Annotated in this window: 10 protein-coding genes; 6 read left to right on the top strand and 4 right to left on the bottom strand. The window is 40.9% G+C overall.

What is annotated here, in order from left to right; translation table 11 throughout:
- The first annotated feature begins 109 nt into the window (after positions 1 to 109).
- Positions 110 to 2,584, top strand: coding sequence for a penicillin-binding protein 1A (locus tag BW139_RS04675; protein WP_076918863.1), 2,475 nt, complete (start codon positions 110 to 112; stop codon positions 2,582 to 2,584).
- A gap of 48 nt (positions 2,585 to 2,632) precedes the next feature.
- On the opposite strand, the gene metL is transcribed toward BW139_RS04675, so the two are convergent.
- Together metL and metB are read right to left on the bottom strand one after the other, a co-directional pair.
- Positions 2,633 to 4,978, bottom strand: a complete 2,346-nt coding sequence (gene metL, locus BW139_RS04670; protein WP_076918862.1) for a bifunctional aspartate kinase/homoserine dehydrogenase II — start codon at positions 4,976 to 4,978, stop codon at positions 2,633 to 2,635.
- A gap of 52 nt (positions 4,979 to 5,030) precedes the next feature.
- The gene (metB, locus tag BW139_RS04665; protein ID WP_076918861.1) at positions 5,031 to 6,278 is read right to left on the bottom strand and encodes a cystathionine gamma-synthase; all 1,248 of its coding nucleotides are present in this window, start codon (positions 6,276 to 6,278) and stop codon (positions 5,031 to 5,033) included.
- A gap of 198 nt (positions 6,279 to 6,476) precedes the next feature.
- Here metB and metJ point away from each other — a divergent pair, with 198 nt between their 5' ends.
- Positions 6,477 to 6,797 carry a met regulon transcriptional regulator MetJ gene (gene metJ, locus BW139_RS04660; RefSeq protein WP_008115021.1) on the top strand — a complete coding sequence of 107 codons (321 nt, stop codon included), beginning with the start codon at positions 6,477 to 6,479 and terminating at the stop codon, positions 6,795 to 6,797.
- Positions 6,798 to 6,869: 72 nt separating this feature from the next.
- On the opposite strand, the gene BW139_RS04655 is transcribed toward metJ, so the two are convergent.
- On the bottom strand, positions 6,870 to 8,111 hold the full coding sequence (locus BW139_RS04655) for a malic enzyme-like NAD(P)-binding protein (protein ID WP_008465773.1): 1,242 nt from the start codon (positions 8,109 to 8,111) through the stop codon (positions 6,870 to 6,872).
- A gap of 524 nt (positions 8,112 to 8,635) precedes the next feature.
- On the bottom strand, positions 8,636 to 8,851 hold the full coding sequence (rpmE, locus tag BW139_RS04650) for a 50S ribosomal protein L31 (RefSeq protein ID WP_008115018.1): 216 nt from the start codon (positions 8,849 to 8,851) through the stop codon (positions 8,636 to 8,638).
- 230 nt (positions 8,852 to 9,081) lie between these two features.
- Between rpmE and priA the strand changes: the two genes are divergently transcribed.
- The 4 genes from priA (at position 9,082) to hslU (ending at position 13,753) form a co-directional block, all read left to right on the top strand.
- On the top strand, positions 9,082 to 11,265 hold the full coding sequence (gene priA / locus BW139_RS04645; protein WP_076918860.1) for a primosomal protein N': 2,184 nt from the start codon (positions 9,082 to 9,084) through the stop codon (positions 11,263 to 11,265).
- A gap of 20 nt (positions 11,266 to 11,285) precedes the next feature.
- Entirely contained in the window at positions 11,286 to 11,813 is a 528-nt protein-coding gene (locus tag BW139_RS04640; protein WP_008465769.1) for an SPOR domain-containing protein, read from the top strand.
- An 80-nt stretch (positions 11,814 to 11,893) separates the two neighbouring features.
- Positions 11,894 to 12,412 (top strand): ATP-dependent protease subunit HslV, encoded by a 519-nt coding sequence (gene hslV, locus BW139_RS18250; RefSeq protein WP_008465768.1) that lies wholly within the window; start codon positions 11,894 to 11,896, stop codon positions 12,410 to 12,412.
- A 12-nt stretch (positions 12,413 to 12,424) separates the two neighbouring features.
- Entirely contained in the window at positions 12,425 to 13,753 is a 1,329-nt protein-coding gene (hslU, locus tag BW139_RS04635; protein WP_083708645.1) for an HslU--HslV peptidase ATPase subunit, read from the top strand.
- Positions 13,754 to 13,779: the final 26 nt, after the last annotated feature.

Genomic DNA, 13,779 nt, shown 5'->3' with positions numbered 1-13,779 from the left:
TAATAATAAACAAGTTATAATTTATATCTTAAAAAATATTATTCAATTTTTAATCAATATATACTAGCAGTCTCAACCTGTAATTGGGAGTCCGTTTAGGGAAATATCAGTGATTTTATTAAAAAGAACTTTACAATTTTTGATCATTTGTGCATTACTTGCACTAATTACATTGCTCAGCCTTTATTACTACGTTAAATCCGATATTCCCAGCGTGCAGGTTTTAAAAAACGTGCAATTACAAACGCCTATGCAAGTATTTACCAAAGATGGGCTTTTAATCAACCAATTTGGTGAAAAAAGACGAATCCCTGTAACTATAGACCAAATTCCTGAGCCTTTGTTACACGCTTTCTTAGCAACTGAAGATAATCGCTTTTATGACCACATTGGTATTGATCCAATTGGTATTGTTCGCTCAGCGCTGGTACTTATTTCTACCGGTGAAAAGAAGCAAGGTGCCAGTACAATTACGATGCAGCTGGCTCGTAACTTTTTCTTAACACGAGAAAAAGCCTACATTCGTAAGGTAAAAGAAATATTTATTGCCATCCATATCGAAAACTTACTTTCAAAAGATGAGATCTTTGAGCTCTATTTAAATAAAATAGAGTTAGGTAATCGAGCTTTTGGTATTGGTGCAGCCGCTCAAGTTTATTATGGTAAAGAACTAAAAGAGTTAACTCTTGCACAAATGGCAATGATTGCAGGTTTACCAAAAGCGCCTTCAGCACTTAACCCGATTCGTAATCCAGAGCGAGCCAAAGCCAGAAGAAATGTGGTATTGGGACGAATGCTAGACGAAAAATATATTTCTAAAGCACAATATAACGAAGCAATAAACCAACCTATTACCGCGTATTTCCATGGTGCTGAAATTGATTTGTATGCGCCGTATATTTCAGAAATGGTACGTGCTGAAATGGTGTCGCGCTACGGAATAGATAAAGCCTATAACTCGGGATACAAAGTATTTACTTCTGTTGAATCACATGTTCAACAGGCGGCACAAACAGCGTTAGTCAATAATTTACATGCCTATGATATGCGTCATGGATTTAGAGGGCCTGAAGCCATTTTATGGGATCCACAAACAGAGCCTGCACCTTCTGAGCCTAAGCTATTAAACATATTAAAAGAAGTGAATGAACTAGGCCCTTTAAAAACTGCTGCAGTTTTAAATGTATACGACAAAAGCGCTGAAGTAATACTCAAAAGCGGCGAACGTACAACATTAACTTGGGATAATCTGAAGTGGGCACGTAAGTTTATTACCCGCTATCGCCAAAGCTTTGCCCCTAAAACAGCAAGCGATATATTATCGCCAGGCATGCAAATATGGCTGCGTAAAAATGACGATAACAGCTATATTTTGAGCCAAATCCCCGAAGCGGCTAGTGCCATAGTGTCTTTGGATCCTCTAGACGGACGCATTAAAGCTATTGTGGGTGGCTATAGTTTTGAGCAAAGTCAGTATAACCGTGCTGTGCAAGCTAAGCGCCAAGTGGGTTCTAACATAAAACCATTCATATACTCTGCCGCACTTGAAAAAGGTTACACCTTAGCGTCAATTTTAAATGATGCTCCTATAAATCAATGGGATAAAAGCCAAGGCGTTGCATGGCGTCCTAAAAATAGCCCCGCCATTTATAATGGCCCTATTCGTATTCGCCGTGCGTTAGCACAATCAAAAAATGTGATTTCGGTACGTTTATTACGTGGTGTTGGTTTACAACGTACAGCCGATCATTTACTTAAATTTGGCTTTGCAGATGAAGATATAAATCGCAGTGAATCGCTGGCATTAGGCAGTGCATCCATCACCCCACTAGAGTTAGCTCGTGGTATGAGTGCTTTTGCTAATGGCGGTCACCTAATTGAGCCATACTTTATTTCACAAATTCAAGATGCCATGGGCAATACCTTATTTAAAACTAACCCGACTATAATTTGTGATGATGAAACACCTGCACCTAAAGCATCAGTACTCAATGAGCAAGTAGTACCAAATTGCGCGCCGCAAATTATATCCAAACAAAATGCGTTTTTAATTGCCAGTGCTATGAACAGCGCAATTTGGGGGGGTGGTAGCTGGTCTCATAAAACAGGTTGGAGTGGAACAGGTTGGCGTGCACAAGCACTAAAACGTCGTGACCTTTCGGGTAAAACAGGCACCACCAATGATTCTGTAGATACTTGGTTTAGCGGCTTTAATCGCGATGTGATGACCTCTGTTTGGGTTGGTTTTGATAATCCAGGAAATACACTGGGACGTTCAACCTATAATAATAATTTAGCAAGTGGCCAAATATCAGGTGCAGAGTCAGGTGCTAAAACAGCTCAGCCTGCATGGGTTGATTTTATGAGAGTCGCACTTGATGGTAAACCCGCTGCGCCAATTGAACCCCCTGAAGGGTTAGTTTCAATTCGTATCGACCTAGAAACGGGGCTATTAAGTCATAAAAATGATTATACCAGCCGCTTTGAATACTTTGAGAAAGGCACGGCACCTACAAAGTATGTGCTATCACAGCCAAATGATGTATTTGAAGAAAGTACTAAAACCGAAGAAGATCTCTTTTAAATGCTACTTATGCTTAAAAGGCCGCTGATTAGCGGCCTTTTTGATGGTCTAACTAATATTTTTTACTAGCCAATATAAATCTGAATGAACACCTGCAGCTGTTACTTCTTTACCCGCGCCGGGGCCTTGGATAACTAATGCGTTTTGATTATACCACTGAGTATTAATCACAAAAATATTATCGCCAGGTGTTAAATTAGCAACTGCTTCGCTTTTTGGTACATAAGCAATCCCGACCTTAGCGTCTAGCTTATTGTTTTTAAACTCTAATAGTCCGGTGTAACACAGGGATGCATTTTGTTGCTGAGCCGCTTGTGCATGCTGCTGAATAAACGCATCTAAGCTTGCCTTGTTATCAAGGAAGTCACTCCAACTGCCTTTACTTAGTTCATCGGGCATTAACGCCGATAACGAAATATCATTAAGTTCTAATTCAATACCTAACTCACGCGCCAAAATAAGCAACTTGCGTTGCATATCTCGCCCAGATAAATCTTCTCGCGGATCAGGCTCGGTAAACCCTAAAGCTTGTGCTTCAAGCACCAAATCTGAAAATGCCTTGCTGCCATCGTAACTACTGCACAGCCACGACAACGTACCAGAAAACACGCCTTCTATACGCGTTATTTTATCACCACTGTTTTGTAAATCGGCTAATGCAAAATTAATCGGTAATCCGGCTCCCACACTGGCATTATAACGCCAGTGTAAGCCTCGCTGCGCCAAATTTTCACGTAATGTTTGATAGCAGCTCAGCGGGGCAGTGCCTGCGTATTTATTGGCACTAATTAAGTGACAATTTAATTCCACAAATTTGCTATAAAGGTTGCTAAAACATTCACTGGCGGTGATATCAATCACTACCTTATGTTCATACTCAAGCGTATCAATGTATGACAATAAATCAGCTTGCTGATAGGGGCTGGCATGGTTTTCCCATTGTTGCTGCCAGTTTTCACAGTCTAACCCATTGGCATTAACCAGCATCTGCTCTGAGCGCAGTAATGCCACTAACTTAACGTTAAAATCAGATGATAAACGAGCTAGTTGAGCTGGTAGTTGGCGCATAAATTCAGCACCTACATTACCGAGTCCTGCAATAATTAAAGCTATTTCTTGCGCTTTATTAATCAATTTATCATGCAACAAACTCAGCACATCACTCTCAAGCACTTGATCGGTTAGTAATAACGTATAATCTTCACCAAAATGAGTAAAACGAGGTTGGATTGATTGCCCTTGAAGTAAAGCGGCACTTTGCTTACCGAGCGTCGCTATATCTTGCTCTGATGCAATAATTGCAACCCCATTTAAGTTAGACTCGCTAATGTTGGCTCGGCCAGCAAAATAATTAACCAGCTGATATGTCGTCGACGCTGGGACTACCAAGTAGATTTCGCCCGCTTGTTCAAAGTGATGTAAACTATGCTGAATAAGCTGACTAGCATGCGCTACCTCGCCTTCACTCAAATCATCAACAGTGAGTAAATCCACATTATTAATCGTAGTTAAAAAACGCTTTTTTTTACTCATTCCGGGTTTAACTATTTCAGTGTGACTGCCTTGCAGATCGTAGCTGCTGCGAACAATTAACTCTATGTCGGTCCCTTTTAATGGCGATAATGTCTTAGCATGTAATACAGGGTTCCCTAGTCTCGCTAATAAATTGGCTTGTTCGCGGCACACCCGCGCATACTTAACCGCATTAGCTACCTTACGTGGATCAGTACTAAAAACACCTTGAGTGTCAGTCCAAATAGACACTTTTTTAGCATTGCAATATCGCGCTAATAAAGTAGCACTGTAATCACTGCCGTTTCGTCCCAGGGTCACGGTTTCATGTAGTAAATTAGCCGCAATAAACCCTGTAACGACATTAATTTTACTCGTATCTATGGCTTTTAAGCACTGCTGCTGATTATTAGCATGCTGCAACTGGCCTGCGTCTATAGTAAATAACTGCCTAGCGTCATGAGCGCAAGCACTAACGTTAAGCTGCTCTAAGTAAGCACTTAATAGCCTTGCAGACCATAATTCGCCATGGGCTAATAGCCAAGCTTCAGCTAAAGTACCTTGCTTGGTCTGCTGGGTAATCGTGCTTAGCTCAGTGGCAAGTATACCGAGAGCTTCATGCTTGGCACTGGATATAAGCAATTGCTCAATAAGCACAGATTGGTGATTACTTAATAACAAAATTATATCAGCAATCGCTTGGGGATCTTGCTGTTGATAGCTTTGCCACAATTTAACCAAGGTATCGGTGGTTTTCCCGGCAGCCGATACCACCACACAATCTCCTGCTTGAGCATGAGTTAAAATAATATTTGCGACACTTTTAAAGCGATCCGCTGAGCTTAAACTCGAACCACCAAATTTATGAACCTGATTTACCATGTTAATACCCACTCGACTTCATGTTTTTTTATATTTTCAAAATTGGTAGGTACTACCATAACGCCGGATGCGCCGCGTTTAATTTTGCTGAACCAAATGACTCACTAGCACCCTTTTTTGCAGCTAGCGCGTTATCTGCTTGTCCAGGGCGTACTAAATTAAATACTCTGTCTAAATCAGTAAGTAAGTCTTTTACATCTTCAATACCCACCGAAATACGAATAAGCGTGTCGCCTACTCCAGCTTCTGCACGTGCAGTCGCTTCCATGCCTGCATGGGTCATAGTTGCAGGGTGACAAATCAAACTTTCCACTCCACCTAATGATTCCGCTAAACTAAACTCATTTAAGCGCGTTAAAAACGCGGCCGCATCGTTTATATCGCCTTTTATATCAAAACTGACCATAGCACCGAAGCCAAGCTGCTGCGCCTTAGCAAGCGCATGTTGCGGGTGTGATTCAAGACCTGGGTAGTAAACCTGCTCAACAAACGGGGAGCTTTCTAAATACTGTGCAATAGCGAATGCGTTTTCTTGGTGTTGTCTCAAACGCACATTTAACGTACGTAAGCCTCTAAGTGTTAAATAGCTATCAAATGGCGCCCCAGTAATGCCAATATTATTTGCCCACCAGGCCAGTTCTTCACCAAGCTCAGCGCTAGCTGCAATAACCGCACCACCAACAACATCTGAATGACCATTGATATATTTAGTGGTTGAGTGAACCACAATATCGGCACCAAATTTAATCGGGTTTTGCAAAGCCGGCGATAAAAATGTGTTATCGGCAGCAACGAGTGCACCACACTGCTTAGCAATATCGGTAACTGCTTTAATATCAGTTAAGCGTAAAATTGGATTACTCGGTGTTTCAATCCAGATCAGCTTAGGTTTAATAGCAAGAATATGCGATAAGCTTTCGCTTTTAGTGAAATCGACCACTTCAAGTTTCAACAAGCCGCGCTTTTCTAGTGAAGTAAATAAACGATAACTGCCACCATAACAATCGTGAGGGATCACTAACGTATCGTCACTATTTAATAACTGAGTGGTTAAGTGAACTGCCGCCATGCCTGTGGCAGTAATAATGCCTTTAGCGCCACCTTCAAGCTCGGTGAGGGCCTCAGCCAAAATGTCACGATTAGGATTACCACTGCGGCCATAATCATATTGACGCTTGGTATCAAAGTCAGCAAATGAGTAAGTTGTTGATAAATAAAGCGGTGGAACAACCGCACCATGCTGTTTGTCGGCTTCTATTCCACTACGAACAGCAATTGTTGCCTTATTTTTTTCACTCATTTTCGCCACCTTTACCATTTTGGATGTTTAGACGTCTAAAAGGTAGCGCATGCAGTTTAAGATGTCAAAACATTTAAATGTCTAGATAGCTAAATAACTAGTATTTGACTATCTTTTTTAAACCGATAGAATTTCACGCATATTTACACGCTTTGATGCTGTGTGAGCAATTTATAATCTGAGGCAACGATACATCTTATGGCTAAATGGAATGGTGAATATATTCACCCATATGCAGAACACGGGAAAAAATCCGAACAAGTAAAAAAGATCACCGTTTCGATCCCGCTAAATGTATTAAAGGTATTAACTGATGAACGTACTCGTCGTCAAATAAACAACTTGCGCCATGCAACAAATAGTGAGCTTTTATGCGAAGCATTTTTGCATGCGTTTACAGGGCAACCGCTGCCTAATGATGATGATCTACGTAAAGACAATGCAGAAAAAGTACCTGAAGAGGTGAAAAAAATAATGCAAGAAATGGGACTAGAAGTGCCTATTTTAAATGAAGACTAAATTTCTTTATCTGTGTTATAAAAAAAACCTCAGCAAATGCTGAGGTTTTTTTGCGTTAATTCACACTTAAAATTACGCCATGTAGTTCTCTGGCATATCAATTTGTGCCACACCCGAATCAACTGCAGCTTGAGCAACCGCTTTGGCGATACGAGGCAATAAGCGCGGATCCATAGGTTTTGGTATAATATATTTAGCACCAAACTCTAATTTATCGATACCTGCAGCAGTCAGTACTTCAGCAGGTACTGGCTCTTTAGCAATACTGCGAATTGCCTCTACAGCAGCTATTTTCATTTCATCGTTTATTTCACTTGCGCGTACATCTAGTGCACCACGGAAAATAAATGGAAAACAAAGTACGTTGTTAACTTGGTTCGGATAATCAGAGCGGCCGGTCGCCATAATAAGATCGTTGCGTGCAGCATGTGCTAATTGCGGATCAATTTCAGGATCGGGGTTTGAACATGCAAATACAACTGGGCGGTCAGCCATTAATTTTAAATCATCGGCGGCTAATAAATTTGGGCCTGATACACCAACAAACACATCGGCATCTTCAATTACATCTTGTAAAGTACGTTTATCCGTATTGTTTGCAAATAATTGCTTATATTCATTTAAGTCATCACGACGTGTATGAATAACCCCTTTACGGTCTAACATATAAATATGTTCACGTAAGGCGCCACACTTAATTAAAAGCTCCATACAGGCAACGGCTGCAGCACCAGCACCTAAACATACGATAATCGCATCTTCAATTGCTTTGCCTTGTACTTCTAATGCATTTAGCATACCCGCAGCCGTAACAATTGCCGTACCATGTTGATCATCATGAAACACAGGAATGCTGCAACGCTCTATCAGTGCTTTTTCTATTTCAAAACATTCTGGTGCTTTAATATCTTCTAAATTGATACCACCAAACGTGTCTGCAATATTCGCAACCGTGTTGATAAAGTCTTCGGTTGTGCGATGCTTAACTTCAATGTCAATTGAGTCTAGTCCTGCAAAACGTTTAAATAATAATGCTTTGCCTTCCATTACTGGTTTTGAGGCAAGTGGGCCTAAATTCCCTAAGCCTAAAATTGCGGTGCCGTTAGTAATAACCGCAACCATATTTCCTTTACCAGTATACTTGTAAGCATTTGCTGGATCAGCGGCAATTTCACGAACAGGTTCTGCAACACCTGGGCTGTATGCGAGCGCGAGGTCTTTAACCGTCTCAGCGGGCTTAGTCAGCTCAATACTGATTTTACCTGGAACGGGATGGGCATGGTAATGTAGTGCTTGTTCACGAAAATCTGACATAACGCGATTATATCCTGCAATTTAAGTTAAAGTGAGAGGTAGTTTTATTCTACGATACCTTTATTATTTTTAAATTCCAAGCAATATCAGGTCTATCCTGTTATATGCTAGAACTGTTAATTTTAAGTGATTTATCAGCAACTTCCCTAGATTATCCTGACAATTTTAAAATATTAATTCGTCATAAAAATTAAAATTACAGGTAATTTCTGCCCTTAATCAATTTTGATGAAGCGTATTTTTCAGTCTCAAATTAAAATAGAGAAATATCGAACTTTATTTAATTTTAAATACAAATAACTTCACGTTACCTACGTTTAAGTAGCATATTTAAAATGTAACAAATAAAAATATAGAGAGTATTGGCTATTTTGTCTGTAAATGTTTATGCATATTCAGAATAAGAACAGGAAATAGTTATGCAAAAATAATAAATACAAAACTGTTATAAAAATGGAGGGATAAGTGAATTTTAGGCACAAAAAAAGCACCCTAAGGTGCTTTTTTTACATAGAAACAAAAAATTATTTTTTGCTGCTAAGTGCACCGAAGCGCTTGTTGAAGCGATCAACACGGCCGCCAGTGTCTAAAATCTTTTGCTTACCAGTGTAAAACGGGTGACACGCAGAACATACGTCTAAGTGAATGTCTTTACACAAAGTAGAACGAGTTTCGAATTTGTTTCCGCATGAACAAGTTGCAGAAATTACTTCGTACTTAGGGTGAATACCTTCTTTCATAGGAACCTCTAGTTAAGGCCGCATCGCTCTCCAAACCCGAAGTCTGGCACCATACGTCGTTAAAACAAATTTATTGGTCGCGAATTTTATCCAACAACCCGCACGCACACAAGCTTTAATTATTCTTTTTGCTAAAAAGTCGGCAAACGGCTAGCCATTATGGATTTGTTGGTGGGCTTTTAATACTATTTTTAGTACATTAAGCCATTCGGTTTCTTAGTTGAGTTGTTATGCGTTTTGCTGAAGTTGCAATAAAAGTCCCCTTACCTCGCACCTTTGATTATAAAGTGGATGAGCAATTACTACCGCCGACTCAATTACAGCCAGGCATGCGCGTACTCGTCCCTTTTGGTAATCAACGAAAAGTAGCGGTTATCCTTAGCTTAAAAGCCGATACAGAAGTTCCCGAAGGCAAAATCAAATCTATTATTGAAGTTATTGACGACTCGCCGGTGTTATCTGCGCAACATTTGGAGCTGCTGAAGTTTACTGCACGTTATTATTGTTATCCACTGGGTGAAACTATTCATATTGCACTACCGAGTGCACTGCGCCAAGGTGAATGCCCTGATAAAACCAGTATAAATATGCTGAAGTTAACCGATAAAGGGGCGCTTTTACCGTCTTTAAAAGCTAAAACACAGCTAAACTTGCTTAAGCAATTATCTGCATCGGGTAAGTCATCATTAACGGAACTAAAAGCACTCGGGTTTAATAAAAAAACTATTGATAGTCTATTAGCAAAAGAGTTGATAGTGCAAACCATTGAACATGACAATCAATGGCAACATGCCTCGCCCACCGTGGGTAGTAAGCCTCGTTTAAATAAAGAACAAGCCATTGCCTGCACGGCTATAAATCAAAGTACAGGTTTTAATAGCTTTTTACTTGAAGGTGTCACGGGTAGTGGTAAAACAGAAGTTTATCTACAGTGTCTTGAAGAGGTTTTAAAGCGTGGTGAGCAAGCGTTAGTGCTGGTTCCCGAGATAGGTTTAACCCCACAAACCGTTAATCGTTTTAGACGTCGCTTCCCCGATACGCCAATTATGTTATGGCATTCGGCTCTCACCGATAACGAGCGCCTGCAAACATGGCGGTTTTGTGAAAAAGGCAGTTGTGCCATCGTTATAGGTACTCGTTCGAGTATTTTTCTGCCCTTTTTAAAACTCGGGATGATTGTGGTTGATGAAGAACATGATGCTTCATTTAAACAACAAGATACTTTACGCTATCATGCACGCGATTTAGCAGCGTATCGTGCTTATCAGCATAACATTCCGCTTATTTTAGGCAGTGCGACTCCCGCATTAGAAACGCTGCACAAAGCAATTAATAACAAATACCAATTACTCACATTGAGTGAGCGAGCACAAACCGCCACCGATAATCAATTTAAGCTTCTCGACATGAAAGGTCAGCCCGATCAAGCTGGTATTGCCCATGCGAGCCTGGCGATAATGCGTCAACACCTGAATAAAGGAAAGCAGGTGATGGTGTTTTTAAACCGTCGTGGATTTTCACCCACTTTAATATGTCATGAGTGTGGTTGGTTAAGTGAATGTAATCGCTGCAGCACAAGTGCAACCTTTCATAAAGCCATCGGTCAGATGATTTGCCATCACTGTGGTGACCAATATAAAGTACCGCATCAATGCCCTGATTGTGGGAGTACACAAATATTTCCTAACGGTAAAGGCACCGAACAGATAGAAGAATTTTTGAGTACTGAATTTAAAGACATCCCGATTAGCCGAATAGACCGCGACTCAACGAGACGTAAAGGCAGTCTTGAAAAAGCATTGGATGAAATAAACCAAGGTGGCGCACGCATTTTAGTCGGTACGCAAATGCTAGCCAAAGGCCACCACTTTGCGGATGTAAGCTTAGTGCTTATTTTAGATGTAGATAGTGGTTTATATTCGTGTGACTTTAGGGCAACAGAACACCTTGCGCAATTAGTGACTCAGGTTGCTGGGCGAGCAGGGCGTTCCGGTGAGCCCGGTGAGGTATTATTACAAACTCACTTTCCTGAGCATCCGTTATTACAGGATTTAGTTAATAATGGCTATCAAGATTTTGCCCGCTTTGCACTTACTGAGCGCAGTGACGCGCAATTGCCGCCCATCACCAGTATGGCGATAGTTCGTGCACAAGGACATAACATTAAGCAAGTCGTCGACTTTCTAACGGATTTGGTTCCTGTCAATGGGGTATCTGGTATACAATTGCTTGGACCAATCCCTGCGCCTTTAGAGAAAATTGCAGGGATGTATCGTTTTCAATTACATATTCAAGCGCAAGATCGACGCATTTTACACCCGTATCTTGCACAAATGGTTGATTATCTCAGCACCAGCAAACTTGCTCAAAAAGTTCGCTGGAGTTTAGACGTAGACCCTACAGACATGATTTAGGTAAGGCCACACATAACACCATGGCACAGCACGATTATATTAATAAAAAACCAAAAAATAGAAAAAACACCAAACAAGAACCGGCTAAAAAACCCTTTCCGCTGTTATTAACCCTAATTGCACTATTGCTCGTCGGTGGTTTCGCATATGGACTCTGGTTTGTTAAAAATAATGCCGATCCTGATCTTGTTGAAAAACAGGCAAATCCAACACCTGAAAAGCAAGTAGAAATAGCTAAACCGCGGCCACCTAAATTTATTAAAGAAATTAAAGAACATGAAATTCAAGTTGAAGTAAAAGAACTTGAACAAAAAGGCCCGTATGTTATGCAATGTGGCTCATTTAAAACGCATCAACAAGCAGAAACCTTAAAGGCTAAAATAGCCTTTGCAGGGCTAATTTCAGAGATCAAAAAAACCACAGGTACCAATGGTATTTGGTATAAAGTTCGTTTAGGACCTTATGAAACCAAGCGCCAAGCAGAAAGTGATAAGAACAAACTGAAACGAATTAATATCGTTGGCTGCGGAATTTGGGGCTGGACTTGAATTTAAACCATTCACCCATATAACCTCTTCATAATCGTTTTTTACGCGCTGCCCCTTGCAGCGCGATGATGAGGAATAACATGACTACAATCGTAAGTGTACGCCGTGACAACAAAGTTGTTATTGGTGGTGACGGCCAAGTATCTCTTGGTAACACAGTAATGAAGGGCAACGCCCGAAAAGTTCGACGCCTTTATAATGGCAAAGTAATCGCTGGGTTTGCTGGCGGTACTGCTGATGCTTTTACCCTATTCGAACGTTTTGAAAGCAAACTAGAAATGCACCAAGGTAACCTCACTAAAGCGGCCGTAGAAATGGCTAAAGATTGGCGTAGTGATCGTGCCTTACGTAAACTTGAAGCCCTACTCGCTGTTGCTGATGAAACAGCCTCACTGATCATCACTGGTAACGGTGACGTCGTACAACCTGAAAACGACCTGATCGCGATTGGCAGCGGCGGAAATTTTGCACAATCTGCTGCAACCGCCTTATTAGAAAACACCGACTTAAGTGCTCGTGAAATTGTAGAGAAAAGCCTAACAATTGCTGGCAACATCTGTGTATTTACGAATAACTTCCAAACTATCGAAGAATTGTAATAGGAACCCGCCATGTCTGATATGACCCCAAGAGAAATTGTTCATGAGCTTGACCAGCATATTATTGGTCAAGCAAAAGCAAAAAAAGCGGTTGCTATTGCCCTTCGTAATCGCTGGCGCCGTATGCAGTTAAACGAAGATTTACGTGCCGAAGTAACACCAAAGAATATTTTAATGATTGGCCCTACAGGCGTAGGTAAAACGGAAATTGCGCGTCGTTTAGCAAAACTAGCTAATGCCCCCTTTATTAAAGTGGAAGCCACTAAATTTACCGAAGTGGGTTATGTAGGCAAAGAAGTTGAAACTATCATTCGTGATTTAGTCGACGTTTCAATCAAAATGACCCGTGAACAACAAACCAAAAAGTTTAAACACCGTGCAGAAGAAGCGGCTGAAGAGCGCATTTTAGATGTATTACTGCCTCCAGTGAAAGATCAGTATGGTGAAGTTCAGCGCGATGAAAGCTCATCGACACGCCAATCGTTTCGTAAAAAATTACGCGAAGGCCAGCTAGATGACAAAGAAATTGATATTGATTTAGCGCAAGCTCAACCGAATGTTGAAATTATGGCTCCTCCTGGTATGGAAGAAATGACCAACCAGTTACAGGGCATGTTTCAAAATATGGGTGGTGATAAACGAACTAAACGTAAGCTTAAAATTAAAGAAGCGTTTAAATTACTTACCGAAGAAGAAGCCGGTAAATTAGTTAATCCTGAAGAATTAAAAGAGCAGGCAATTTTTGCGGTAGAGCAAAACGGCATTGTGTTTATTGACGAAATCGACAAAATCTGTAAGCGCGGCGAAGCCTCAGGCCCAGATGTAAGCCGTGAAGGTGTGCAGCGTGATTTACTACCGCTTATTGAAGGCTCTACAGTTAACACTAAGCATGGCATGGTTAAAACTGATCACATGTTATTTATTGCCTCAGGTGCATTCCAAATGTCTAAACCATCAGACATGATCCCGGAGTTACAAGGCCGCTTACCTATTCGTGTTGAACTTGAAGCACTCACAGCCGATGACTTTAAACGCATTTTAACTGAGCCACACGCGTCACTTACGGAGCAACAACGCGAGCTACTCAAAACAGAGCAAGTCGCTATTAAATTTAGCGACGATGCAATTGAGCGTATTGCTAAAGCAGCATGGCAGGTTAATGAGAAAACCGAAAACATCGGTGCGCGTCGTTTACATACCGTTATGGAAAGGCTAATGGAAGAAATTTCATATGATGCTTCTGAAAAAGCCGGTTCAAGCCTTGTTATTGACGCCGCCTATGTTGAAAAACACTTAGGTGCACTGGTTGAAGATGAAGACTTAAGCCGCTTTATTCTTTAACAGCCGTTTAATGTATACTAAAAGCC

It is taken from the genome of Pseudoalteromonas sp. SK18, assembly GCF_001974855.1.
GTDB lineage: Bacteria > Pseudomonadota > Gammaproteobacteria > Enterobacterales > Alteromonadaceae > Pseudoalteromonas.
This window is presented reverse-complemented; position numbering and strand designations above follow the sequence as displayed.

Coding starts and splice junctions, on each gene's coding strand:
- BW139_RS04640 (WP_008465769.1), top strand. CDS start 11,286: ATGGCACAGCACGATTATATTAATAAAAAACCAAAAAATAGAAAAAAC.
- metB (WP_076918861.1), bottom strand. CDS start 6,278: ATGAGTGAAAAAAATAAGGCAACAATTGCTGTTCGTAGTGGAATAGAA.
- metJ (WP_008115021.1), top strand. CDS start 6,477: ATGGCTAAATGGAATGGTGAATATATTCACCCATATGCAGAACACGGG.
- priA (WP_076918860.1), top strand. CDS start 9,082: ATGCGTTTTGCTGAAGTTGCAATAAAAGTCCCCTTACCTCGCACCTTT.
- hslU (WP_083708645.1), top strand. CDS start 12,425: ATGTCTGATATGACCCCAAGAGAAATTGTTCATGAGCTTGACCAGCAT.
- metL (WP_076918862.1), bottom strand. CDS start 4,978: ATGGTAAATCAGGTTCATAAATTTGGTGGTTCGAGTTTAAGCTCAGCG.
- BW139_RS04655 (WP_008465773.1), bottom strand. CDS start 8,111: ATGTCAGATTTTCGTGAACAAGCACTACATTACCATGCCCATCCCGTT.
- rpmE (WP_008115018.1), bottom strand. CDS start 8,851: ATGAAAGAAGGTATTCACCCTAAGTACGAAGTAATTTCTGCAACTTGT.
- hslV (WP_008465768.1), top strand. CDS start 11,894: ATGACTACAATCGTAAGTGTACGCCGTGACAACAAAGTTGTTATTGGT.